The organism is Gemmatimonadaceae bacterium (assembly GCA_016720905.1).
Lineage (GTDB): Bacteria > Gemmatimonadota > Gemmatimonadetes > Gemmatimonadales > Gemmatimonadaceae > Gemmatimonas.
The window spans coordinates 185,496-209,479 of sequence record JADKJT010000007.1; the positions used below are offsets into that span (position 1 = coordinate 185,496).

The 23,984-nt window shown below is 64.0% G+C and carries 24 protein-coding genes, 4 tRNA genes and 2 pseudogenes; 8 read left to right on the top strand and 22 right to left on the bottom strand.

The genetic code is table 11. The annotated features are described in order from the left end of the window. Positions 1-47: 47 nt before the first annotated feature. From rplL to IPP90_08405, 20 genes are all read right to left on the bottom strand, one after another. Positions 48-419 carry a 50S ribosomal protein L7/L12 gene (rplL, locus tag IPP90_08310; GenBank protein MBL0170723.1) on the bottom strand — a complete coding sequence of 124 codons (372 nt, stop codon included), beginning with the start codon at positions 417-419 and terminating at the stop codon, positions 48-50. Between the two features lie 82 nt (positions 420-501). After that, positions 502-1,005, bottom strand: a complete 504-nt coding sequence (locus IPP90_08315; GenBank protein MBL0170724.1) for a 50S ribosomal protein L10 — start codon at positions 1,003-1,005, stop codon at positions 502-504. 14 nt (positions 1,006-1,019) lie between these two features. Continuing rightward, a complete protein-coding gene (locus IPP90_08320) occupies positions 1,020-1,709 on the bottom strand; it encodes a 50S ribosomal protein L1 (GenBank protein MBL0170725.1) in 690 nt (229 codons plus the stop codon). A 2-nt stretch (positions 1,710-1,711) separates the two neighbouring features. Beyond that, positions 1,712-2,134 carry a 50S ribosomal protein L11 gene (gene rplK / locus IPP90_08325; protein ID MBL0170726.1) on the bottom strand — a complete coding sequence of 141 codons (423 nt, stop codon included), beginning with the start codon at positions 2,132-2,134 and terminating at the stop codon, positions 1,712-1,714. 171 nt (positions 2,135-2,305) lie between these two features. After that, positions 2,306-2,797 carry a transcription termination/antitermination factor NusG gene (nusG, locus tag IPP90_08330; GenBank protein ID MBL0170727.1) on the bottom strand — a complete coding sequence of 164 codons (492 nt, stop codon included), beginning with the start codon at positions 2,795-2,797 and terminating at the stop codon, positions 2,306-2,308. A gap of 68 nt (positions 2,798-2,865) precedes the next feature. Then, positions 2,866-3,099 (bottom strand): preprotein translocase subunit SecE, encoded by a 234-nt coding sequence (secE, locus tag IPP90_08335; GenBank protein MBL0170728.1) that lies wholly within the window; start codon positions 3,097-3,099, stop codon positions 2,866-2,868. Positions 3,100-3,101: 2 nt separating this feature from the next. Continuing rightward, positions 3,102-3,254, bottom strand: coding sequence for a 50S ribosomal protein L33 (rpmG, locus tag IPP90_08340; protein ID MBL0170729.1), 153 nt, complete (start codon positions 3,252-3,254; stop codon positions 3,102-3,104). Positions 3,255-3,693: 439 nt separating this feature from the next. Next, a tRNA-Thr gene (locus IPP90_08345) sits at positions 3,694-3,766 on the bottom strand. Positions 3,767-3,801: 35 nt separating this feature from the next. Continuing rightward, positions 3,802-3,874, bottom strand: a tRNA-Gly gene (locus tag IPP90_08350). A gap of 57 nt (positions 3,875-3,931) precedes the next feature. Beyond that, a tRNA-Tyr gene (locus IPP90_08355) sits at positions 3,932-4,014 on the bottom strand. 45 nt (positions 4,015-4,059) lie between these two features. Continuing rightward, a tRNA-Thr gene (locus IPP90_08360) sits at positions 4,060-4,132 on the bottom strand. Between the two features lie 121 nt (positions 4,133-4,253). Next, positions 4,254-5,660, bottom strand: coding sequence for a cysteine--tRNA ligase (locus IPP90_08365; GenBank protein ID MBL0170730.1), 1,407 nt, complete (start codon positions 5,658-5,660; stop codon positions 4,254-4,256). Between the two features lie 27 nt (positions 5,661-5,687). Further along, complete coding sequence (locus IPP90_08370; protein ID MBL0170731.1) at positions 5,688-6,554, bottom strand: hypothetical protein; 867 nt, start codon at positions 6,552-6,554, stop codon at positions 5,688-5,690. 105 nt (positions 6,555-6,659) lie between these two features. Further along, a complete protein-coding gene (locus IPP90_08375) occupies positions 6,660-7,709 on the bottom strand; it encodes a DUF1611 domain-containing protein (GenBank protein MBL0170732.1) in 1,050 nt (349 codons plus the stop codon). Continuing rightward, positions 7,706-8,560 carry a PspA/IM30 family protein gene (locus tag IPP90_08380; protein MBL0170733.1) on the bottom strand — a complete coding sequence of 285 codons (855 nt, stop codon included), beginning with the start codon at positions 8,558-8,560 and terminating at the stop codon, positions 7,706-7,708. The genes IPP90_08375 and IPP90_08380 overlap by 4 nt, the downstream gene beginning before the upstream one ends. A 4-nt stretch (positions 8,561-8,564) precedes the next feature. Further along, the gene (locus tag IPP90_08385) at positions 8,565-8,969 is read right to left on the bottom strand and encodes a hypothetical protein (protein ID MBL0170734.1); all 405 of its coding nucleotides are present in this window, start codon (positions 8,967-8,969) and stop codon (positions 8,565-8,567) included. Between the two features lie 128 nt (positions 8,970-9,097). Beyond that, on the bottom strand, positions 9,098-10,030 hold the full coding sequence (locus IPP90_08390; protein ID MBL0170735.1) for a hypothetical protein: 933 nt from the start codon (positions 10,028-10,030) through the stop codon (positions 9,098-9,100). Then, on the bottom strand, positions 10,023-10,907 hold the full coding sequence (gene sdaAA / locus IPP90_08395; protein ID MBL0170736.1) for an L-serine ammonia-lyase, iron-sulfur-dependent, subunit alpha: 885 nt from the start codon (positions 10,905-10,907) through the stop codon (positions 10,023-10,025). Before sdaAA ends, IPP90_08390 begins: the two co-directional genes overlap by 8 nt. 13 nt (positions 10,908-10,920) lie before the next feature. Further along, entirely contained in the window at positions 10,921-11,202 is a 282-nt protein-coding gene (locus tag IPP90_08400) for an ACT domain-containing protein (protein ID MBL0170737.1), read from the bottom strand. After that, the gene (locus IPP90_08405) at positions 11,196-11,588 is read right to left on the bottom strand and encodes a hypothetical protein (protein ID MBL0170738.1); all 393 of its coding nucleotides are present in this window, start codon (positions 11,586-11,588) and stop codon (positions 11,196-11,198) included. The genes IPP90_08400 and IPP90_08405 overlap by 7 nt, the downstream gene beginning before the upstream one ends. Positions 11,589-11,749: 161 nt before the next feature. Here IPP90_08405 and IPP90_08410 point away from each other — a divergent pair, with 161 nt between their 5' ends. Both IPP90_08410 and IPP90_08415 read left to right on the top strand, forming a co-directional pair. Further along, on the top strand, positions 11,750-12,175 hold the full coding sequence (locus IPP90_08410; GenBank protein MBL0170739.1) for a DUF4281 domain-containing protein: 426 nt from the start codon (positions 11,750-11,752) through the stop codon (positions 12,173-12,175). Next, positions 12,172-12,927 carry a hypothetical protein gene (locus IPP90_08415; protein ID MBL0170740.1) on the top strand — a complete coding sequence of 252 codons (756 nt, stop codon included), beginning with the start codon at positions 12,172-12,174 and terminating at the stop codon, positions 12,925-12,927. Before IPP90_08410 ends, IPP90_08415 begins: the two co-directional genes overlap by 4 nt. A gap of 57 nt (positions 12,928-12,984) precedes the next feature. Here IPP90_08415 and uvrA read toward each other — a convergent pair whose 3' ends face one another. After that, on the bottom strand, positions 12,985-15,882 hold the full coding sequence (uvrA, locus tag IPP90_08420; protein ID MBL0170741.1) for an excinuclease ABC subunit UvrA: 2,898 nt from the start codon (positions 15,880-15,882) through the stop codon (positions 12,985-12,987). Between the two features lie 122 nt (positions 15,883-16,004). Between uvrA and IPP90_08425 the strand changes: the two are divergent. From IPP90_08425 to IPP90_08450, 6 genes and pseudogenes are all read left to right on the top strand, one after another. Continuing rightward, positions 16,005-16,759, top strand: a pseudogene (locus tag IPP90_08425) (ABC transporter ATP-binding protein). Between the two features lie 68 nt (positions 16,760-16,827). Continuing rightward, positions 16,828-17,778 (top strand): hypothetical protein, encoded by a 951-nt coding sequence (locus IPP90_08430; GenBank protein ID MBL0170742.1) that lies wholly within the window; start codon positions 16,828-16,830, stop codon positions 17,776-17,778. Beyond that, the gene (locus tag IPP90_08435) at positions 17,667-18,395 is read left to right on the top strand and encodes a hypothetical protein (GenBank protein ID MBL0170743.1); all 729 of its coding nucleotides are present in this window, start codon (positions 17,667-17,669) and stop codon (positions 18,393-18,395) included. The genes IPP90_08430 and IPP90_08435 overlap by 112 nt, the downstream gene beginning before the upstream one ends. A 364-nt stretch (positions 18,396-18,759) precedes the next feature. Further along, a pseudogene (locus IPP90_08440) lies at positions 18,760-18,906 on the top strand (hypothetical protein). Continuing rightward, complete coding sequence (locus IPP90_08445) at positions 18,866-19,351, top strand: hypothetical protein (protein MBL0170744.1); 486 nt, start codon at positions 18,866-18,868, stop codon at positions 19,349-19,351. Before IPP90_08440 ends, IPP90_08445 begins: the two are co-directional and overlap by 41 nt. 63 nt (positions 19,352-19,414) lie before the next feature. Continuing rightward, entirely contained in the window at positions 19,415-22,723 is a 3,309-nt protein-coding gene (locus tag IPP90_08450; GenBank protein ID MBL0170745.1) for a glycosyl hydrolase, read from the top strand. Positions 22,724-22,862: 139 nt separating this feature from the next. Here the strand turns inward: IPP90_08450 and IPP90_08455 are convergent, their stop codons facing one another. Then, complete coding sequence (locus IPP90_08455) at positions 22,863-23,984, bottom strand: carboxypeptidase regulatory-like domain-containing protein (protein ID MBL0170746.1); 1,122 nt, start codon at positions 23,982-23,984, stop codon at positions 22,863-22,865.

Genomic DNA, 23,984 nt, shown 5'->3' on the forward strand with positions numbered 1-23,984 from the left:
GCGATATAACGACGAGACTGCGTGACTACGGCGAACGGCCGTATGCCTTACTTGACTTCGACGACAGCGCCTTCGGCTTCCAGCTTGGCCTTGAGCGTCGCCGCTTCGTCCTTGGACACGTTTTCCTTCACGGCCTTCGGCGCGCCGTCCACGAGGTCCTTGGCTTCCTTCAAGCCGAGGCCCGTGATTTCACGGACGACCTTGATGACCTGGATCTTCTTCCCGCCGGCTTCCTTGAGCACGACCGTGAATTCGGTCTGCTCTTCCGCCGCCGCCGCCGGGGCCGCGCCGCCGCCGCCGCCGCCAGCCGCAACGGCCGCGATGGTGACGTTGAACTTCGTCTTGAACGTTTCGATCAGGTCCGCCAACTCGATGACGCTCATCGCGCCGATCGCGTCGATGATTTCGTCCTTGCTCAGGGCAGTGTTAGCCATGGTGATACTCTCTCCGTATTGATCCCAGGGGTCCTGGGGCGTGTGATCAGGCAGACGCCTGGGGAACTCAGTTAGAGCCTTCGAGCTGCGCCTTACGGGCGTCGAGGGCGAGGGCGAACATCATCGGGATGCTGTTGAGGTAGCCGGCGAAGATCGAGAGCGCCTCATCACGCGTCGGAAGCGTGGCCAACTTCTTGACCATCGCCTCGTCCACCGCATTGCCCTCGTAGACACCGCCCTTCACCGACGGCCGCTGATCGTTCTCCTTGGCAAAATCGGAGAGGACCTTGGCCGCGGTGATGGCATCCTTGGCCACCACCACTCCCGTCGGACCCTTCAAACGCTGGGACACCATGCCGCTTTCGTTCACGGCGCGGAGGGCCAGCGTGTTCTTGATCACGACGTACTCGACACCGGCCTTCTTCAGGCGGCGGCGCAGCTCCGTCATGCGCTTCACGTTCAACCCCGTGAAGTCGGTGTAGTACACCGCGCTGGCCGTGCCGAGCTTCTCGCGAAGCCCGTCGACGAGCACTTGCTTATCGCTCTTTTTTGCCTTGGGTTTTGCTTTCATGGATGCGTCGCCTCTTACCGGTACGGCGTGGTGTCGATGGTGACGCCGGGTCCCATGGTGCTGGAGATCGCGACGTTGCGGATATACACGCCCTTGGCCGCAGGCGGCTTGGCGCGCACGATGGTGTCCATCAAGGCCGAGAAGTTCAACTCGAGGGCTTCGGGCGCGAACGACACCTTGCCGATGGGGGCATGCACGTTGCCTCCCTTGTCGACGCGGAACTCGATCTTGCCACCCTTGGACTCGCGCACGGCTTTCGCCACGTCGAACGTGACGGTGCCGGCCTTCGGATTCGGCATCAAGCCGCGCGGACCGAGCACCCGGCCCAACTGGCCGAGTTGTCCCATCTGGTCCGGCGTGGCAATCAGCACGTCGAAGTCGAGCCACCCTTCCTTGATCTTGGCGAGGAATTCGGTGCCGACAAAATCCGCGCCGGCATCCTGGGCTTCCTGCGCCTTGGGGCCGGTGGCGATCACCAGCACGCGCATCGTCTTGCCCGTCCCTGACGGCAATACGACGGTGCCACGGACCACCTGATCGGCGTGACGGGGATCGACACCCAGACGAATCGCGACTTCAACGGTCTCGTCGAATTTCGCAAAGCTCATCTGCTTGACCAGCGCGATCGCCTTCTTCGCCTCGTACGGCACTCCCACCTGGCGGCGCTCACTCGCGCCACGGTACTTCTTTCCGTTCGTCTGCATAATCAGTCCTTCACCGTGATGCCCATCGAACGCGCCGCACCGGCCATCATCGCGATGGCACTGTCGACGGAATCGCAGTTGAGATCGGGCATCTTGAGCTCGGCGATCTTCTTGAGCTGCGCGCGGGAAATCGTTCCCACCTTCACCTTGTTCGGCTGACCCGACCCCTTTTCGACGCCCACTTCCTTCTTGATGAGCTCCGCCGCCGGCGGAGTCTTCAGGATGAACGTGAACGACTTGTCTCCGTAGATCGTGACTTCGACCGGGATGATCATATCACCACCCTGCGTCCGAGCGTTGAACTCTTTGCAGAATGCCATGATGTTGATTCCCTGGGGGCCGAGAGCCGTACCCACGGGCGGCGCCGGGTTCGCCTTGCCGCTTGGAATCTGCAGCTTGACGAATCCAGTGACCTTCTTTGCCATGCGTGATCCTCATCGCAAGTTCCGCGTCCGGACAGTCCGAGTGCGGTCGTGCTACCACGGAAATCTTTTGCGTCGCTGTGGTAGGCGACGGTACTGTGTACCGGGTACTTAGTACTTAGTACTTGGTACTTGGTACTTGGTACTTGGTACTTGGTACTTGGTACTGAGTCCTCAGTACCCTCTCAACTGCAGGTAGTCGAGCTCAACACTCGTCGGGCGGCCAAACAAACTGACCGAGACGCGCACCTTGCCCTTGTCCGGCAGTACTTCCTCGACCGTGCCGTTGAAATCGGCGAACGGGCCCTCGGTAATCGCCACCGGCTGACCGATCAGGAATGGAATCTCTTCCTTCACCGGGGCCTCGTCGGTCGCGTCGATCACGCCGAGCAGACGACGGACTTCGTCGTCACGCAGGGGCATCGGATCCTTGTCCTTGCCGACGAACTTGATCACACCCTGGATGGCGTTGATCTCGTGCAAGGTGTCCTGACTGGCCACCATTTCCACGAGGACGTATCCGGGGAAGATCTTCCGTTCGACGGTGACCTTCTTGCCGTTCTTGATTTCCACCACTTCCTGCGTAGGCACGAGCGCCTGACGAATCAGGCGATTTTCGGGCGTCGCCGTATCCATGTCGATTTTTCGCTGGATCAGGCGCTGCACCTTGTTCTCATGCCCAGACGTGGTCTGGATCGCGTACCACCGGTGTTCAAGCATCGTCTGGCGCGGGCTCAGCGGCTCATCAACATCGACGGCAACTTCACCAGCAGCGCCTGCAATGCCACGTCAAGCAGCGCAATCACGGCACCGAGGATCAGCACGAACACGATGATCTGGATCGTCGCCTGCTGCAGCTGCGGGCGATCGGGCCAGGTCACCTTCTTCATTTCGGCGATCACGTCGTGGTAGAACGCGACCAGCCGCGTGCCAAGCCCTGGACGGGCCACTTCCACCGGTGCGCTCATGACTACTTCGTTTCCTTATGCAGCTGATGCGCGTTACAACGTGGGCAGTACTTCTTCCACTCCACGCGCTCCGGATGCAGGCGCTTGTTCTTCATCGTGAAGTAGTTGCGGTTCTTACACTCGGTGCATCCGAGGATGATTTTCTCGCGCGCCATATTCCTGGACCCCTTGCGGCAGCTCTGTCATCTGTAATCGTCTCTCGCGGGCGCCGCTCGCGTTCGCAAAGCGCGCTCCATCGGGAGGCATCCCCCGGAGGGGATCTCCCCAGCCACTCCTGTACACTGCTGCGGACCGAACGGCCAAACCCCCGGACGCTCCCAACCCGCCGCGCTATGGAACGTCAGCGGGCATCGAGGAACAGCGGAGGGAGGGCACCGGCAACAGCGGCATAAGGCGCAGTGGGGTGAGCCTTAGAACGTAGCTAGCCCATGATGGGCACGCAACCCACGGTCCGGGGCGAAGATAGCGCTGTGTTCGCCACCGAACATATGCCGAAAAGGCCGACGTCCTGGGCCGCACTCAGGGCCGACCGCCAGGGCTACCACGGAAAAAGGGCGACCCCGTTGGCACGGAGCCGCCCTCTCGCCTTCCCAGAGCTCACAACCGGGATCGAACCGGTGACCTCATCCTTACCAAGGATGTGCTCTACCGACTGAGCTATGTGAGCGACCTTCGACTGCACCTGCACCTGCACCTGCCCAGAGCGGGAGACGGGACTCGAACCCGCGACATCAAGCTTGGAAGGCTAGCGCTCTACCAACTGAGCTACTCCCGCATACACCCACGCCAACCCGATGCGACCGCGACCACGCTACACCTGCTGGACGAACAGTGGTGGGGGAAGGATTCGAACCTTCGAAGGCTTGCGCCGTCAGATTTACAGTCTGATCTCGTTGGCCACTTGAGTACCCCACCCGAGGGCGTTCGGAGCCATCAAACCGGGCGTCCGCCGGTCGGAAGAGCTGACGGTCGGGATTGAACCGACGACCTGCTGATTACAAATCAGCTGCTCTACCAACTGAGCTACGTCAGCATGTTGCCATGGCACCGCAGCCCGGACACCGAGCCGACCTGCCCCGGACAAGACGAGCAGAATACTCAGACCGGCAGGGAGGGTCAACCCAAGCAGGCCACGCCGATTGCCGGTCGTAAGCCTACAGCTTCCTCCAGCGCGTCCCGTTCGCCGAATCCTCGATCAGGATACCACGGGCCAACAGCTCGGCCCGGATGGCGTCGGCGGCCGCGAAATCGCCCCGCCCACGCGCCGCCTTCCGCGCCTGCAGCCGTTCCTCCACCCAGTGCTCAAGATCCTCCGGGACCTCCTGCTCAGGGACAAGATCGAGGACGGCGTCCATCAACCGGAAGGCCGCCCGTGCCCGCTCGAGTGCGGCGGCATCCGATCCACCAATGTCCAACTCGCGGTTGGCATCGGTAATGAAGGTGAACAGCGCCGCCATCGCGCGCGGCGCGTTCAGGTCGTCGTACAGTGCCTCAATAAATGTCCGCTCCGCGTGTGTCGCCGCATCGGCCAGCGCCGCCGTCCCGCCCGTGGCCGACGCCAACCGCTCCGCAAACGTGCCGATGCGCCGCACCGCCGTGCGCGACTGATCGAAGGACTCCTCACCCAGATTGAGTTGCTGGCGGTAGTGGGCGCTGAACACAAAGTGCCGATACACGGTGCCGGAAATATCCTGCCGCCGCATCTCCTGCACGTTGGTCACGTTGCCCACGCGCTTGGCCATCTTCGTGCCGTCGGTGAGCAGGAACTCGCCATGGCACCAGCACCGCGCAAACGTTTTTCCCGTGGCCGCTTCCGACTGCGCGATCTCGTCCTCATGGTGCGGGAAGATCAGATCGATGCCGCCCGCATGCAGATCGAACGTCTCACCCAGATACTTCATGGCCATCGCGGAGCATTCCAGGTGCCACCCCGGACGTCCGCGTCCCCACGGGGAATCCCAGGCGGCTCCCGTGGCTTCGTCTTCCGGCTTGGCCGCCTTCCAGAGCGCGAAATCCTGCGCGTTCTCCTTGGCATACTCGTCCTGCGCGACACGCGCACCCGTGCGCAATTCCCGCTTGTCCAGCTGCGACAACTTGCCATAGTCGGCAAAACGATCGATGGCGAAATACACGGATCCGTCATCGGCGATGTACGCCACGTGGTTGGCCACCAGACGCTCCACCAACGCGATCATCTCGGGGATGTGCGTGGTGGCCTCAGGATAGCGTTCCGCATCTTCAATACGCAGATACCGACGATCCTCATGAAACATCACCGTGTACGGCGCGGTGATCTGCGTGATCGTCTTGCCTTCCTTGGCCGCCTTGTTGATGATCTTGTCGTCCACATCCGTCAGGTTCATCACCTGCTCAACCTGCCAACCGGCAAGTCGAATCACACGCCGCAGCAGATCCTCAAACAGGAACGTGCGAAAGTTGCCCAGGTGCGCCGGGTTGTAGACGGTGGGTCCGCACGTGTACATGCGCACCGTCTGACCATCGGCGGGTGCGAACGGCTCAACGCGGCGCGTGAGCGTGTTGTACAGGCGGAACTCGGGCATGGTGGCAGCAGGTAAGCGACAGAACCGTCAGGAGTCCTTCGGGGAATCCTCAAAATGCGGACTGTGCTGAATGTAGGGGGTCAGACGATCCCGTGGGGGGGCTGACGACACGCGATGGCGTGGGCTCTGATGATGCCGGTGGGCACCCACTATGCGGCCGGCCGCGAGCGTCAGTACGCGGACCATGCCGGACTCGACACCATATCCGTGGAGCGCCGCCACCCCCTCGTGCACCGCATCCACGTGTGGGTCGGGCAACCGAGCGCCGGAGTGCGGCGGGTGTCCCCGGGCGTGGCCCGACGGTGACACGTAGACCAGCACGCTGCCCCCGCGGGCGCGCAGCGATTCCACCCAGGCGCGCCACGTGGACGGATCGCCGGTCCTGGTGCGCCAGAGTTTCGGAGACGGCGATACCATTGACGTGCGAGGCCGCACGCGAAACACGTACACCACCGGTGCCGGTGCGATGTCGATTGGCGCCGTGATGCCTACGGATGGAGACCACGCGTTGGTGATCGCGCGAAATGCCTCGTGACTGATGCTGCCCCGACGAATCTGCACCCCGTGGGCCGCAACACGGAGGCCAGACAGGCGTCGGCGGGTTCCGGCCAGCGTCTCCAACAACGAGACGGCGCCACTGGCGACTCCGCCCTGCAGCACGACCAGCTCACCGGCCCGCACATCGAGCGACACACCATCCAGTGTGCGGACCGCGAATACGGTCTGACCATACCCGGCGCGGATTTCTTCGTGCAGGTCGCGCACGGACAACAGCACGGGCGGGGACTGCGGGTGGGGCTGCTTGAGTGGGTTCGACATGCCGGTGACGATAGTGCGGCTGGCGGCCAGCATCGTCACCGAAATGATGCGTCGGGGATCAGTGTGTTGCGGCATTGGCTACTTGTTGCCTGACGATCCTCACTGAAAATGAACCGCCAAGTTCGCGAAGGACGCGAAGGACGATGGATCCGACTTGGCGAGCTTTGCGAACTTCGCGGTTCAATCAGTCCGACGTCGATGAAACTCCGCAATCGCATTCGCAATCGGCGCCGGATCGTACCGCACCGGATCCGTCGTCGGCAACCCGGTCTCCGCACGCACACGCGCAACCACCGCCCGCGCCGCATCCTCCGTCAAATCAAACGTGTTCAGCGCAATCGCAATCACGGGTGACGGTCGCACAAATTCCATCGCCGCCTCGTACAGCCGGATGAAGTCAACCAGCGGGGGAATCACCAGCCACGGATTGCCATTCACCGTGGTACGCGATGGTTGTGCGCACAACACCATCGCGTGCGGCATCGATCCATGCATGAGCCCCAGCGTGACACCCGAATACGCGGGATGGATAAGCGACCCCTGCCCTTCCACCAACACAATGTCGGCGTCCGCGGCCGCCTCCACCGTCAATCGTTCGGCGGCGCCGGCAATGAAGTCCGCCACCACGGCATCCACCGCAATCCCGCGCCCTTCCACCAGAATGCCCGTCTGTCCGGTCGCACCGAAGTTCACCCGGTGCCCCAGTTGCCGCACCGCATCACGCACCTGGAGCTGCGCGGTCATCTTGCCGATGTTGCAGTCGGTGCCCACCGTAAGCACGATAGTCGCGCGTGAATCGCGAAGCACACCATATGCGATGTCCAGATCGGACGGTGCGCGACGGAGGTCGTGAATGGTCGCACCAGACACCGAGGCCAGCGCCGCAAACTCCGCGTCGTCGCCCAGCATGGTGTGCAACCCACTCCACACATCGTGACCGGCGCGCAATGCCTCACAGACAATGGCGCGCCAGGCGGCGGGGAATTGTCCACCCGCCGGTGCGATCCCAATGAGCAGCGCGTTGGGCCCGTGCGGCAACGCGTCCGCAAACGACGCCACCACCGGAATGTTGCCGCCAAATCCCAACACCTGCTGCGCCGTCTGTCCAACGCGTGTGCTGTCGAGAACCGCCACCACGTCCGATGGGGCGTAGCGAATGCACGCGTTGGCGGTTTTCGACGACTGCGGGCCGAAGCTGCCCTCGGCCAGAATGAGAAAGCGCCGCGTCACGACCTCGGCTTCGGCTCCCGCAGTCCTTCAATCTCGGCGATGAGGTCGGCTTCGGCCGTCTTCACCACTTCGCCCGCCGCCAACTGCGCGGCTGGCGCCACTGGGGCGGCGGGTGCCGCTTCCACCGTACCGGCGGCCAACTGCCTGGCCACCGTTGGAGCACCGGCGGAGAGCATGCCCATGCGCTGCTTGAGCAGCAGCAACTGCGAATCGGCATTGGCACCGCCCGCCGAACGCTCCAGTTGCTTGAACTCGCCGGCCAGGCGATCGCCGCTGAACTCCTCGTCGATTTCCTGCGCCGCCTGCAACTGCCGTTCGTTGGTGGTGATCTTCTCTTCCATGCGCGCGAACGCATCGAACGCCGAGTTGTCGGACATGCCCGACATCGTCTGCGAGATACGCGCCTGCGCCTCGGCCCGACGCTGACGAGCAAGCAGCAAGTTCTTCTTCCGCTTGGCTTCCTCAATCTTGTCGTTGAGATCGCGAAGCGACTGCTTCAGCTTTTCAGCTTCCATCTTGTGCGTTTCCCACGTCGTGGCCAGCGCCTGCCCGTGCTCGAGATGCTCCTGCCCGCGCAGCAGTGCCTGCTTGGCCAGGTCATCACGACCCTCGTTGACGGCCAGCATGGCGCGCTTGTCCCAATCATCCGCCAGACGGAACTCGGCGTCGGCCTGATCCTTGAGGCGCTTTTCATCGGCGATGGAGGCGGCGACCTGCTGCTTGGCCTTCGCCAGCTGGTTGCGCATGTCGACGATGATCTGATTCAACATCTTCTCGGGATTTTCCGCCGACGAGATGAGGTCGTTCAGATTCGACTTGATCAGCGACGAGAGGCGATCGAAAATGCCCATGAGATCAGCGAACCTCGCGGAAGGCGGCCAGTTCACGCATATGCGACGTGAGCGAGAGGGTCATGCTTTCGTAGGATGCCAGGAACTCTTCAAAGTCGAGATGGGCGAGTTCCAGCGCGGCGGTGAGAACCACATCTTCACGATCGATGCCATACGAGCCGTGCAGCAGGTCGGTGGCGTTCAGCTCCAACAGACGCCGGCTGAGTGAGGCCAGCTGGCCCGCATCGGTAGGCAGCGGCATGACCTTCACGCGGAGCAGCACCACCGGCGGGTTGTGCGTCACCACGACGTCGAAGTCGATGGCGCCGCCTGGACGGACGATCCACATGCCGGGTTCGATCTCGCTGTGCGTCGCACCCTCGGCGGTGAGGCGATCGAGGAAGACCTCGATGTCTTCGCGTGTAACCATGGTCGGTACCGTTGGACGGGGATGAAGATGGGGACGGAGGCCCGTACGGCGGGCCGCGCCGGTTCGTTTCGCCCCGTGTGTCGAATTGTATCGCGCTGGTGGGGTGCCGTGCCAGCAGCCGGTGACGATTACGGGCACCGTCCGGTATGAAGCCGAGCCCCTTCCCCCTCGGCGTCGAACATCAGCCGACCGTCTGCCAGCCACGCCACGCCTTCGCCACTGTTCTTCTCACGCAGCGCCGTCAACGAGCACTTTTCGATCACCCCCGTCGGCCGCCAGGAAACGGTATCGATGCCAAAGACGTACAGCTCGCGGTAGCTGCGAACCGCCAGACGGCGCGCGCCGGTACCATCAGGCGCCGACAGGGCGGCATCGGTGATCCAGCCGCGACTGTCGCCCGGCATGTTCACGATGGGCAGCGAGTCGATTACCACGGCAATCGCCACAGACTCGTCGCGCCAGGCCGACGCTGGAACGCGGTAGATGCGCGCCGGCCGATATCGACCCGTGGCGTCCTGGTCTGGACGCTTGGTCAACAGATAGACGCTCGTGTCCGGCGTCACCCAGATCGCTTCGACGTCACGCGGACCGTCGGCGTAGCGAATCCGCAGACGTTCGGCGAGTGACGTGACGGTGTCGTGCACCGTTGGCTGGGAAATGCGCCACAGGGTGATGTCGTCGCGGCGACCGGCGTTATCGCCGACGTCGCCGATGTAGAAACACGAGCCGACGGTGCACGGACCAAGGGCGATGGCTTCCCAATCCCTGTTCCGGGCGCCTTCGACTCGCACCGTACCAAGCGAGAGCCCGGTGCTGTCGAACGCGAACAGTTGTTCGCTGTTGCCGCTGTCATTGTGCGACCAAAAGACGTTTGGCTCGCGCGAGGATTGCACGAGTCCCGACGCCTCGGTGAGGGTGCGGTCGCTGAAACGGCCTTGAGAGGCGGCGTCACGCAACGCCGGTGCCAACGTCGGATTGGCCGAGCGATCGGATTGGCCACATCCAAGGACTCCGGCGCTGACGACAATCGCGATCGCCGCGCGCCATGGCCGGTCAGCCACCGGATCGCTTCAATGCGTACAGTCGTTCCTTGGCCAGACGCCGACCGGTTGGCGTCGCCGCCAATCCCCCGCCGGCGGTCTCGCGATAGCGCACATCCATCTCGGCACCGATCTGTCCCATGGTGTCAATGACTTCGTCGGCCGGAATGGCAAATTCGATACCGGCCATCGCCATCTCAATGGCGGCCAGCGCAATGGCGGCACCGGTGGCATTGCGAAATACACAGGGCAACTCGACCAGCCCGCCCAGCGGATCGCACACCAAGCCCAATGTGCCTTGTTGGGCAAGCGCCGTAGCATGACCCGCCTGTCGCGGTGAACCGCCCAGCATCTCGACAGCGGCACCAGCGGCCATACCAGCGGCTGCGCCGGTTTCGGCCTGACACCCCCCCTCGGCGCCTGACAGCGAGGCACGCTCGGCGACGACCGCCCCGATCAAACCCGCCGTCGCGAGTGCGTCGATCACACGTTCATCGTCGATGCTGCGCGCGGCGGCCAGCCCGGTGAGCACGGCGGGCAACACGCCGGCACCGCCGGCCGTTGGCGCGGCGACGATGACACCCATGGCGGCATTCACTTCCTGCACGGCCAGCGCCCTCGCCAGCACATCGCGAAACGGCGTGCCCGCCAGCGGACCGGCCGGACCGGTACGCAACTTGGCCGCATCGCCACCCACCAGTCCCGATGACGACATGAGATCCCCCACCATGCCGCGCTCCACGGCCCCACGCATCACGACCAGTGCGCGACGCAGGGCATCGCGAATTTCGGACACCGGTCGGCCTTGATCTTTGGCTTCGGCATCGAGCGCCACGGTGGACAAACTGACGCCGCGCGCCTCGGCGTCGCGAATGGCATCGGCCAGACTCTTGTACATCAGGTGGTCCTCATCAGGCGCTCACCTTGTCCAGTCGGAACGCCCAGCGCACCCACGGCAGACTGCGAATCGCATCGCGCACCGACTCCTCCGGTTCGTGATCCACTTCGATCACCATGAACGCGTCGCCGCCCCGTTCCTTTCGCGTGAGTTTGAGCGTGGCGATGTTCAGATCGGCATCGGACAACAAACCCGCGATGCGCGCCACGGACCCCTTCGTGTCTTCGGCCACCAGCACGATGGTGTGCAGATTGCCCGAGACTTCCACGGGATAGCCGTCAATCTCCGTCACCATGACGCGCCCCGCGCCCAACGACGCGCCCACCATTTGCGATGTCCGGTCGCCCCGCTCGAGACTGATGCGCACGGAATTCGGATGTGCGTCGTCGCCCAGCGACGTCTTCTCGAAGGTGTAGACGAGCCCTTCCCGTTCCATGATGTCGAGCGCGGTCCGGAGCGTTCATCGTCGGGGCGAAATCCCATGAGCCCACCCACGATGGCCTTGTCGGTGCCATGTCCTTCGCCGGTACGGGCGAACGAGCCGTGCAATTCCACGGTGGCGCGCTCCGGCGTGCCGCCAACCAGGCAGCGCGCCAGCAGTCCAAGCCGACATGCGCCTGCCGTGTGGCTCGAGCTTGGCCCAACCATGACCGGGCCGATGATGTCGAGGAGAGAGACCATGGGAGGGAAAGTAATTGGGTGGCGGAGTGACGGGTGGCGGTGTTTGGGAGACGGGAGACGGGAGACGGGAGACAGGAGACGGGAGACACTTGAGGATTGCGTGTTCCCGCTTCACTGTCTCCGCTCGCCCGTCGCAGGTCTCCCGTCTCCCGTCTCCCCCCATGCCCACCGCCGACGCGCTCTTTGCTCTCGCCAATCCACTGGTCTTGCCGGGTTGGCTTCTCCTGATCGTTGCACCGCGCTGGAAGTGGTCCGTGCCCGTGGTGCGCGCGCTGCTGGTTCCGCTGCTCGCGATTGGCTATTCGGCGTTGATCGTCGCACGATTCGGTGCAACCGACGGCGGCTTCGGATCGCTGGCCCAGGTGCAGCTGCTGTTTGCCGACCCGTACACGCTGGTGGCTGGCTGGGTGCATTATCTCGCCTTCGACCTGTTCATCGGATCGTGGATCGTAGAGGACGCATTGTCCCGACAGGTGCCAGCGTGGCTCCGCATTGGGGTGCTGCCCTTCACCTTCATGTTCGGACCTATGGGCCTGTTGCTGTACCTCGCCGGCCGCACGGCATTTGATCGCCGGACGACTCCGTGAGTCAGGCGTTCACGGAGCTGCGTCGACGGAGCCCGGCATTGACGGCATTGGCCGTGATGCATCTCGCCTTGCTGGCGGTGTTTATGGTCGCGCTCCAGATCGATGCCGTGCAGGTGCTGGGCATTCCGCGCTGGTTCAAGCCGGCCAAGTTCGCCGTTTCAATCGCGATCTATCTCACCACCATTGCGTGGTTGCTGCCGTCCACCGGATTGACGGAGCGTACGCGTCGTCGGTTGGTGGGTGTCATAGGCACCACCATGATACTGGAGATGATGGCGATCACCGTGCAAGCCGCGCGGGGCACCACATCACACTTCAACATCGCCACGCTGTTCGACGCCGTGATCTTCCAGTCGATGGGCATTGCGATCTTGCTCAATACCATCGCGGCCGCGTGGTTGTGCGTTGGCGCGTGGGGGGTGTTGCGTCGTGAGCCAACGGGCACCCAGGCCGGTGTCGCGATGGGCTTCGCCGTATTCCTCGTGGGCAGCGCCGTTGGTGGTTGGATTGTGGCGAACAATGCGCACACGGTGGGCGCGCCGGATGGTGGACCGGGGTTGCCATTCGTGAATTGGAGCACGACGGCCGGCGACCTTCGTATCGCGCACTTCGTGGGCATGCATGCGCTGCAAGTGTTGCCCGTGGTAGGCACGATGTTTGGCCGGCGGGCGGTGTACGGCGCGGCGCTGGCGTGGACGGTGCTGACGGCGGCGCTGGCCGTGCAAGCCGCCATGGGAAGCCCGCTGCTCTAAGACGGGAGACGGAAGACGGGAGGCCTCCGAAGCGGAAGTGTCTCCCGTCTCCCGTCTTCAGTCTCCCGTCTTTTCGCGCCCCGCCCGCAACATGCTGCGAAGGTAGAACCCCGTGTGACTCTCCTTCACGCGCGCCACCTGCTCCGGCGTGCCGGCTGCCACCACGCTACCGCCGCGCACGCCGCCTTCAGGACCCAGATCGATCACCCAGTCCGCTGTCTTGATCACATCGAGATTGTGCTCGATCACCAGCACCGTGTTCCCGCGATCGACCAGCTTATGGAGTACTTCCAGTAAGACGCGCACGTCCTCGAAATGCAGTCCCGTGGTGGGTTCATCGAGGATGTACAGCGTGCGACCGGTATCACGCTTGGCCAACTCCGTGGCGAGTTTCACGCGCTGCGCTTCGCCGCCCGACAAGGTGGTGGCGCTCTGCCCCAGATGGATGTAGCCCAGTCCCACATCACGCAGCGTTTCCAACTTCTGCGCAATGCGCGGTTGATTCTCGAACACCGTGCAACCCTCCTCCACGGTGAGATCAAGTACCTCGGCGATGCTCATGCCACGGAAACGCACTTCCATGGTTTCGCGATTGAATCGCTTGCCTTTGCAGACATCACACGGCACGAACACATCAGGCAGGAAGTGCATCTCGATTTTCACGAGTCCATCGCCCTGACAGGACTCGCAACGGCCGCCCTTCACATTGAAGGAGAACCGTCCGGGTCCATAGCCCCGAATCTTCGACTCGGGCAGTTCCGCAAACAGTTCGCGAACCGGCGTGAACACGCCCGTGTACGTGGCCGGATTGGAGCGCGGCGTGCGGCCAATGGGACTTTGATCGATGTCAATGACCTTGTCGATGTGCTCCAGTCCACGAATCCCGTCATGCGTCCCGGGAATGACGCGGGCCCTATAGAAATGCCGGGACAGCGCGCGCTGCAGAATGTCTGTCACGAGCGTCGATTTGCCCGAACCGGAGACGCCCGTTACCGCTACAAACAGTCCAAGCGGAAACTCCGCAGTGACATCGCGCAGGTTGTGGGCGCGCGCGCCTTGCACGATCAGGGACCGTGCCGGGTCGGCCGGACGTCGCGTTCGCGGCACCGGGATCGAACGGGTGCCACGCAAATAAGCGCCGGTAATCGAGGCGTCGGTGCGCAGGATGTCTTCCAGCGAGCCTGACGCGAGCACCTCCCCGCCGTGCTTGCCCGCACCAGGACCGAGATCGATGATGTGATCGGCCTCGCGAATGGTTTCCTCATCGTGCTCCACCACAATGACGGTGTTGCCAAGGTCACGCAGTTGCTTGAGCGTGGCCAGCAACCGACCGTTGTCCCGTTGATGCAGTCCGATGCTGGGCTCGTCGAGGATGTACAACACGCCCACCAGGCGTGACCCGATTTGCGTGGCCAGGCGAATGCGTTGCGCTTCGCCGCCAGACAGGGATTCGGCGCTGCGGTTGAGCGTGAGGTAGTCGAGGCCCACATCCACCAGGAAACGCAACCGTTCGCGCACCTCCTTGAGGATTGGTCCGGCCACGCCCACTTCCAAACCCGGATGCCCGGGCGTCCGCAGCGGCACGTCCTCGAAGAACGCCAGCGAGTCCAGCACACTGAGTTCGACCACATCACCGATGTTGCGTCCGTGAACGGTGACGGCCAGTGATGCGGGACGCAGGCGACGGCCGTGGCATGCCGGGCACGCCGCCGCGACCATGTACGATTCGAGATCGGTGCGCACGGAATCCGCGCTCGTTTCGTCGTATCGGCGCTGAATGTGCGCCATGATACCTTCCCACGCACTCTCGGACGCCGACGACTTCGCAGCCGACTTCCGGGCAGTCCCCGTCGATTTCTTTGCCGTCTTCTTCACCGTCGGCGTCGACGCGCTGACCCCGTGCAGCAGCTGCTGTCGCACGGTGGCGGGGATCTTGCTCCACGGCATGGTGAGATCGAAGCCCAGCATCTTGGCCAGCCCCGGCAGGATGACCTTGCGCAGATAGCCGTCAGGCTCGCCCCACGGCAGAATCACGCCCTGCAGGATGGACTGGTTCCGCTCGCCAAGGATGAGCTCCTCGCTGACCGTGCGCGTGGTGCCCAGACCACTGCACTGCTCGCACGCGCCGAACGGCGAATTGAACGAGAAGTTGCGCGGTTCGAGCTCCGGCATCGAGATACCGCAGGTGGGGCAACCATACCGTTCCGAAAACATCTCGGTGGTCGGCTGTGCCCCATCAAATCGCACGACTTCGGCAAGGCCCTCCGCCAGTCGCAACGCGGTCTCCAGTGAATCGGTGAGACGCCCACGATCGTCGAGACGCACAGACAGCCGGTCGACCACAATGGAAATCGAGTGATTCAGTCGCCGATTCAGCTTGGGCGGATCAGCCAACTCCACGAGTTCCCCGTCGACCACCGCACGCACAAAGCCCTGCTTGCGCGCGTCTTCAAACAGGTCCCGGAATTCGCCTTTGCGTCCCTGCACCAGCGGCGCGCGAATCTCCAGACGCGTGCCGTCGGGCCACGCCAGAATCTGCTCAGCGATCTGGGTCGGGCTCTGCCGTTGAACCGCGCGCCCGCAATTGGGGCAATGCGGTGTGCCCGCCCGCGCGTACAGCAGACGCAGGTAATCGTAGATCTCCGTCACCGTCCCAACGGTCGATCGCGGATTGTGTCCGGCGGATTTCTGCTCGATGGAGATGGCGGGCGACAGCCCCTCGATGGCATCCACATCGGGCTTCTCCATCAGCCCGAGGAACTGCCGCGCGTAGGCCGACAGCGATTCCACATAACGTCGCTGCCCTTCCGCATAAATCGTGTCAAACGCGAGCGACGACTTGCCCGATCCCGAGAGACCGGTGACGACGGTCAGTTTGTCGCGGGGAATCGTGACACTGATGTTCCGGAGATTGTGCTCCCGGGCGCCGCGCACAACCAAGGCACTGGCCGGCATTGTTGACGCCGGGGCGGACCGAACCGGTGAGGGGGCAGATCGCGACGACTTGGCCATAGATGTACGAAATTGCGAAGAAACCCCGAAGGAAACAACCCCGCGCGCTCAGTCGTCAGCCTTTCATGATCGAAATCTCGGGACTGTCCAAGCGATACGGGTCGTTCACCGCCGTCCGCTCGCTGGATCTGGTGGTACCCAGCGGCGAACTGTTCGGATTTCTGGGCCCCAACGGCGCCGGCAAGACCACCACCATGCGGATGATTGCCGGAATCCTGCAACCCACGTCCGGGTCAGTCCGCCTGGCCGGTCACGATCTTCGCACCGATCCGCTGCGGGCCAAGCGCGCGCTTGGGATTCATCCCCGACCGGCCGTTCATCTACGAGAAGCTCACCGGCATGGAGTTCCTGCGATTCACGGCCGGCCTCTACGGCGAACAGGGCGCTGACGTCGATCGGCGCGGACAGGAGCTGTTGGCGTTGTTCGATCTGGAACCGTGGCGAGACGAACTGGTGGAGAGCTACAGCCACGGCATGCGGCAGAAGCTGATCATTGCCAGCGCCTTCGTTCATCGACCGAAAGTGATCGTCGTTGACGAGCCGATGGTGGGTCTCGATCCCAAGTCGGCGAAGATTCTCAAGGATCTCTTTCGCGAATACACGCGACGCGGTCACACGGTCATGATGTCGACGCATACGCTGGAGATCGCCGAGGACATGTGCGATCGCATCGGCATCATGCAGCAGGGCGTGCTGGTGGCGTGTGGTGACGATGTCGGATTTGCGCGGCGGTTCTGAGGAATCGGATGCGCTGGAAGACATCTTCCTCCGACTGACCGGCGACGGGGCGCGCGGATTGGCTGAGGTGCTGGATGCCTAGGTGCCAGCGCGGTTGGCCCGGCGCTGCGGCGCGCGGGGGCGATCTGGCTGTTGCTCCCCAAGTGGCAAATGGCGCGACACCGGATGGCGCGTCATGAGCGGGGCGACTTGCGGCGCATGATTGCGGTGATGCTGCTGGGCGGCGGCTTCTGGCTGGCCGCCTTTCTCATCGCGTATCGGCTGGTGCGCTACTTCCGCAGCGCCGAGGACATCGGCACGCTGCTGTCCGGAAAGTTGTTGTCGATGATCCTGCTGTCGTTTGGCAGCATCCTGCTACTGTCGAACATCATTGCCGCGCTGTCGAACTTCTTTCTGGCGCGCGATCTCGATCAACTGGCCGCTGCGCCGCTGTCCCCGTGGGCGGTGTATCGCGCACGCCTCGCGGAAACGGCGTTGCATTCCAGTTGGATGGTCGCGTTGCTGCTGGTCCCGATCATCGCCGCATACGGTGCGGCCTTCGAAGCCGGATGGGGGTTTGCCGTTGTTGCCATCGGAGCCGGCATTCCGTTCCTGCTGTTTCCTGCGGCCGCCGGATCGGCCCTGACGTTGCTGCTGGTGAATGTCTTCCCGGCGCGACGTACGCGTGACCTGCTAAGTGTGATCAGCGCGCTGGCCATTGCCGGCCTGGTCATTCTGTTCCGCGCGGCGCGTCCCGAGCAGCTGGTGCATCCCGAGGGTTTCCAGAACTTCATGCAGTTCGTCGCCTCGCTGGATACCCCTTCGTCGCCGTGGTTGCCCAGCGAGTGGCTGAGCGAGGCCTTGATGCGCTGGATCGGACGGGAAGCGGTGTGGCCGCCGCTGCTGCGACTCTGGGCCGCCGCCGGTGCGTTGGTGATGGTGGGCGGATGGGTGGCCGACCGTGGCTGGATCGGGCGCTGCGCGTGCTGGGTCCGACGCGCCGTGAACTGGTGCTCAAGGAGCTCAAAGTCTTTGCGCGCGACAGTACGCAGTGGTCGCAACTCATCATGCTGGGCGTGTTGCTGGTGGTGTACGTGGCCAACGTGCGCTATCTGCCGCTGAACGGAAGCGGCATGACCACGCTGCTTCGCAACGTGATTCCGTTCCTGAATCTCGCGCTGGCGGGCTTCGTGCTCGCGTCGGTGGCCGCGCGTTTTGTATTTCCTACCGTCAGCCTCGAAGGACGCACATGGTGGCTGTTGCGTTCGAGCCCATTGCCCATGCGCGATGTGCTGTGGGCGAAGTACTGGGTGGGTGCGCTGCCGCTGCTCGTGCTCGCCGTCGTGCTGGTCGGCGTGACCAACTCGATGCTCGGGGTGTTGCCGTTCGTGCAGGTGGTGTCGCTCACCGCGATCACCGCGCTCGTCTTTCCGCTGGCGGCGATGGCGCTCTGCTTCGGCACGTTCTATCCGCGATTCGATACCGAGAACGCCGCGCAGATCCCGACGTCGTTTGGTGGGCTGCTGTTCATGATGACGGGCATCGCCCTCATCGGTGTCGTGGCCTACCTCACGGGGCGGCCCGCGGCGCGCTTCGTGGTGGCTCAGCATTTCGGGTGGGCGAATGATCCGCTGCGGATGGTGTTGCCGTTCGCCGCCGCGTTGACGCTGTGTGTGGTGGCGACCGTGGTGCCTTTGGTGATGGCGCGGCGACGGCTGGAAGGTGTGGAGCGGGCGTAGCACCCGGCATGGTGCTACCATTGGGGCGACGCGAAGGGGCGATGCCATTCGGCTGCTCCACCGCCGTTCCTCCGCCCTCCACCCGTCCCGTTTTCGTTGAAGGCTCACCGCTCACCGCAACCTCCGCGGGTTCCATCGATCACCGACGCCGAGGCCTCACGGTTCCGGCGAAGGCTACACGCGTGGTACCGCGCCAACCGTCGCGATCTGCCATGGCGTGAGACGCGCGACCCGTATCGGGTCCTGGTCTCGGAGTTGATGCTGCAGCAGACGCAGGTGTCGCGGGTCCTCGATTACTACCACCGTTTTCTCGACAAATTCCCCGATCTGCCGACCGCTGGCCGCCGCCCGCCCCAAGCGCGTGATGGAAGCCTGGGAAGGACTCGGCTACTACGCGCGTGCGCGCAACCTGCACGCCTTGGCAAGGCAGGTCACCGCCGCCGACGGGCTCATTCCCAGCGAGCCCGCCCTTGCGCGCACTGCCCGGCGTTGGCGCCTACACGGCGGGCGCCGTCGCCTCGTTCGCCTACGAAAAGCGGGCCGCACTCGTCGATACCAATGTCGCCCGCGTCCTCAATCGCGTCTTCGCCCCGACCATCAAGCCCAAGACCGGCGCGGGGGCCAAGGCGTTGTGGTCGATCGCCGAACGGTTGCTGCCGCGCACTGGCGCGCAGACCTGGACGCACAATCAGGCGCTGATGGAGCTCGGGGCACTGGTGTGCAGCGCGCGGTCGCCCAAGTGCGGCGCTGCCCGGTGCGGGTGGCTGCAGCCAGGCCAGTGCGGGCGCGGCGGGGGGTGGGCACGCCGGCGCCGCGCCCCGCGCGGGGCGGGGCGGGATGTGCGGCCCCGCGTGGGGCCACGTCCGCGAAGACGATCGGCCTCGGCGGGGGGGGGGGGGGGGGGGGCCGGCAGCGGCCGCAGCGACGCGCTGTGTGGGGGTGCTGACCGGCCCTGAGCAGACGGCCCGGCCTTGGCGGCGCGGCGTGAAAACGCGGCGGCCCAGTCGGCGTTCCGTCGGATGCTGTCCACTGGTCCCTCCGCCCCGACTCCCGTGCGCCCCCTGCTCTCGCTGACGATCCCCCTGGTCGCAACGTTCTCGGCCGGCCTTACGCTGGCCGCAACCACGCCCCAACCGCCTGCGAAATCGGCGACCAGGCCTGCATCGGCCTCGCAGCCGACGCTGGCTCCCATCACCCTCGACTCGGCGTTCAAGCGGAATTTCCGCTGGCGCAATTTGGGCCCCGATCGAGGCGGTCGCTCCATCGCCACCAGCGGCGTGGTGGGCCAGCCCAAGGTGGCGTACTTCGGTGCCGTTGGCGGCGGCCTCTGGAAGACCGTCGATGCCGGCGACACCTGGATGCCCATCACCGACGGTCAGATTACGAGCGCGTCAGTGGGCGCGATCGCGGTGAGCGAGACGAAGCCCGATGAGATCTTCATCGGCACCGGCGAGACCTGCATCCGCGGCAACATCATGCCCGGCGACGGCGTGTATCGCAGCCGCGATGCCGGCAAGACGTGGAAGCACGTGGGCTTCAAGAATGTCGACGCGATCTCCAAGATCCGCATCCACCCCACCAATCCGGACATCGTCTTCGCGGCCGTCTTCGGCAAGTACAGCGTGCCGAGCAGCGAGCGCGGCATCTACAAGAGCACGGACGGCGGCACCACGTGGAAGCGCGTGCTGTTCCGCGACGACAAGACCGGCGCCATCGACATCTCCATCGATCGCGCCAATCCGAATGTGATGTACGCGGCGATGTGGGAGGCGTACCGCAAGGAATACCAGATGTCCAGCGGCGGCCCGGGCAGCGGCCTGTTCAAGAGCACCGACGGCGGCGAAACGTGGACGGAGATCACGCGCAACAAGGGCATGCCGAGCGGATTGGTGGGGCGCATTGGGGTGGCGGTGACGGCGGCCAACTCCAACCGGGTGTACGCCCTTGTGGAGAACGAGAGCGGCGGACTGTTCAAGAGCGATGACGCGGGCGCGACGTGGAGCCTCGTCAACAGCGATCGCAACATCCGCCAGCGCGCCTTCTACTACACGCACGTGTTTGCCGACCAGAAGAACGCCGACGTGGTGTACATGCAGAACACATCCATGTTCCGATCCACGGACGCGGGCAAGACGCTGTCCAACGTGGGCAACGGGACGCATGGCGACTTCCACGATCTGTGGATCGATCCGGTTGACCCGACCCATTTGGTCGTCGCCAACGATGGTGGATCAAGCGTGTCGATGAATACCGGCACGGCGTGGACGGCGCAGGACTTCCCGACGGAACAGTTCTATCACGTCGCGACGACGAAGCACATCCCGTTCCATGTGTGTGGTTCGCAGCAGGACAACAGCACGCTGTGCGTGCCGTCGAACTGGAACGCGCCCACCGTCGGCTTCGGTCGTGGCGGCGGCGGTGGTGGCGGACGTGGCGCGGGTGCCGGCACTGGCGCCTATGTCGATCCGACCTCAGGCGGCATGGCGGTCGCGTATCAGGCCGGCGGCGGTGAGCCCGGTTATATCGCGCCCGATCCGCTGGACCCCGACCAGTTCTACTCGGGCACCAACAACGGCAGCTACGTCGACAAATTCAATCGCCGCACGGGGCTTTCGCGTGAAGTGAACCCGTATCCCTGGTTCTATTCCGGCGAACCCTCCAAGGAAATCAAGGAACGGTGGCAGTGGACGTTCCCGATTCTCTTCTCGCCAATGGATCCGAAGATGTTGTTCGTGTCATCGCAACGCCTGTGGCGCACATTGGATGGCGGGCGCACCTGGCTGCGGCTGAGTGGTGACCTGACGCGCCATGCGCCCGAAACGCAGGAGAAGTCGGGCGGGCCGATTACCGGCGACATGAATGGACCCGAAGTGTACGGCGTGATTTTCTCCGTTGGACCGGCCAAGCGCGACATCAATGTCATCTGGACCGGTTCCGACGATGGGCTGGTGCATGTGACGCGCGATGGCGGCAAGGTGTGGGCGAACGTCACGCCGAAGGACATGCCCGACTTTGGTCGCGTGAGTCAGATCGACGCATCGGCGTTCAATCCGGGCGCGGCCTATGTGTCGGTGCGTCGCCCGCTGCTGGACGATCGCGCCCCGTACATCTTCAAGACCACCGACTACGGGAAAACGTGGACAAAGATCGTGAACGGCATTCGCGGTGACGCGTATGTGCATGCGGTACGCGAAGACCCCACGCGCAAGGGCCTGCTGTACGCGGCGACGCAGCATGGCGTGTACATCTCGTACGACGACGGCGCCCAGTGGCAGGATCTGTCGCTCAACATGCCGGATGTGCCGGTGGCCGATCTGGTGGTGGAAGCGAACGAGCTGGTGATTGCGTCGCACGGCCGAGGCTTCTGGATTCTCGACAACATCGGACCGTTGCGTCAGGCGACGCCGACGATTCTCGCTGCCAATGCGCATCTGTACACGCCGCCGGCGACCGTACGCTCGGGCGCAGGCGCGACGCTGGTCTACAATTTCACCACGGCTCCGAAGCGGGCGATTCTCGAGATACTCGACTCGACCGGCACGGTGTTACGGAAGTTCGAAGCCGATACGCTTACCCCCGCCCAACGGGCGGCGGTGCCAGCGGGCGGCGGCGGGCGGCGTGGTAGTGGTCCGTCAATTCTGCCCATCGCGGCTGGCATGAATCGCGTCACGTGGGATCTGCGCATCGAGGCCATCCCCAGCTTCCCGGGCATGATTCTGTGGGGCGCGGGAACGAACGGTCCCGCCGTGCCGCCCGGCACGTATACCGCACGCATTGTCGCCGACGGCGCCACCATGACCGCGCCGGTGGTGGTCAAGCGCAATCCGCGCCTGCCCGATGTCACCGACGCCGACCTGCGGGCGCAGTACGCGTTCGGCAAAAAGGTGCGCGACAAGACCACAGAAGCCAACGAGGCGATCATCGCGATTCGTCGCGTGAAGTCGCAGTTGGAGCAGCGCCTGACCAAGAGCGACGACGCAGCCCTCAAGTCAACCGGCGCCACGCTCAAGACCAACGCCTCCGGCGTGGAAGAGAATGTGTACCAGGTGCGAAACCAGAGCGGTCAGGATCCGCTCAACTTCCCGATCAAGGTCAACAATCGTCTCGCCAACCTGCTCTCCATGTCTGAGCGCGGCGATGGTCCTCCGGGCACCTACATGCCCGAGATCTTCGATATCCTGTCGAAGGAATTCAAGGGATACAACGACAAGCTGCAGACCATCTGGAAGACCGACCTGGTGGCCGTGAACAAGGAACTGGCACGGCTGAAATTGCCGCCGCTGGATCCGACCTGCGCGAAGACCGATGGGTGTGTGGCGGTGCCGTAAGTACTCAGTACCAAGTACCAAGTACCAAGTACTAAGTACTAAGTACCAAGTACCAAGTACTGAGTACTGAGTACCAAGTACTGAGTCGGGAGACGCTGGGCCTTGGGCCCGGCGTCTCCCGTCTTGCATTCTCCCCTGTTCAGTCTCTCTTCACTTCAACTATCGCTCCACCAATGCTTACCGCCTTCACCTCGCCGCCCGCGACCCGCAACGATTCCACCGTCACTTGACGCTGGTTGCGCACCTGGCTGTGCTGCAGGGCGAGGTTCGATTGAATCTGTCCCTGCGGCATCCGGATTTCCCACCGACTGATGAACCACGCGCCGTTTTGCAGGTGCGTGAACGCGACATCTCCCCCGACGCCGGCGGACGCGAATGCCACCGGTGCGTTGGTGTAGCGATATGCAATCTGCTGGAGTTGCTGGGTGGCATGATCAAACCACATGGTCCCCGCGATCTCATACACGCCAAGCCGTTCCCCTTTCGGCTTGAAGGTGAGTCCGACCCATGTCGGATGCGCACCATTCGCCGGCGCGATGGCAAAGCAATGAGATTCGGCGAAAGGTCCTGACAGCAGCACGTCGGCATCGGGCGCATAGTACGACACGTCGGTTTCCGTTTCGATGACATACCCCGCACTGGCCACCGAATCCGGAGGCAGGCTCTGGAATGGGCGTCGCGCAGAAACTGTGCTCTCGCGAGTGCGCTGACTCAGGATGGCCTTTCCGTCGGGCGATGTGGTGCGGTCGAAGAACAGCACGGTGGCCGAGATATCGTCCCGGCCGTAGCGAAGTCCGGTCGACGCAATTGCCTTGCGTGCTTCCTGCCACAACCGCGTCACATCCGACGTCGTGTCGCGCGGCGGACCGCAGATGGCCTTCTGCCGATTGCGTTGACCGCTCAACTGCGCGCGAACGCCTGAGGTGGTAACGGTGATGGTCGTCGACGCGGTCCCGGCACTGACGGCGACCGGTGGGGAGGGCTCGAGCCCCACCAGCATGGCATACACGTCGACGGCAATGCCGGCGGCCAAGGGCATCTCAAACGCGCCATCTGCTCCGGCCAACGTCTGCGCCACCAACTCGCCCTTCGCGTTCAAGGTGGCCAGAAGTGCGCCCGGAACGGCCTTCCCCGCGCTGTCGAGCACTCGGCCTGACACGATGCGCGATCCCTGCGCCGCCAGCGGTTCAACGCCAGCGGACACCGCCATGCCGCAGGCCACCAACCTGAGAATCCACAAACCTGCACGTCGCCGCTCCAT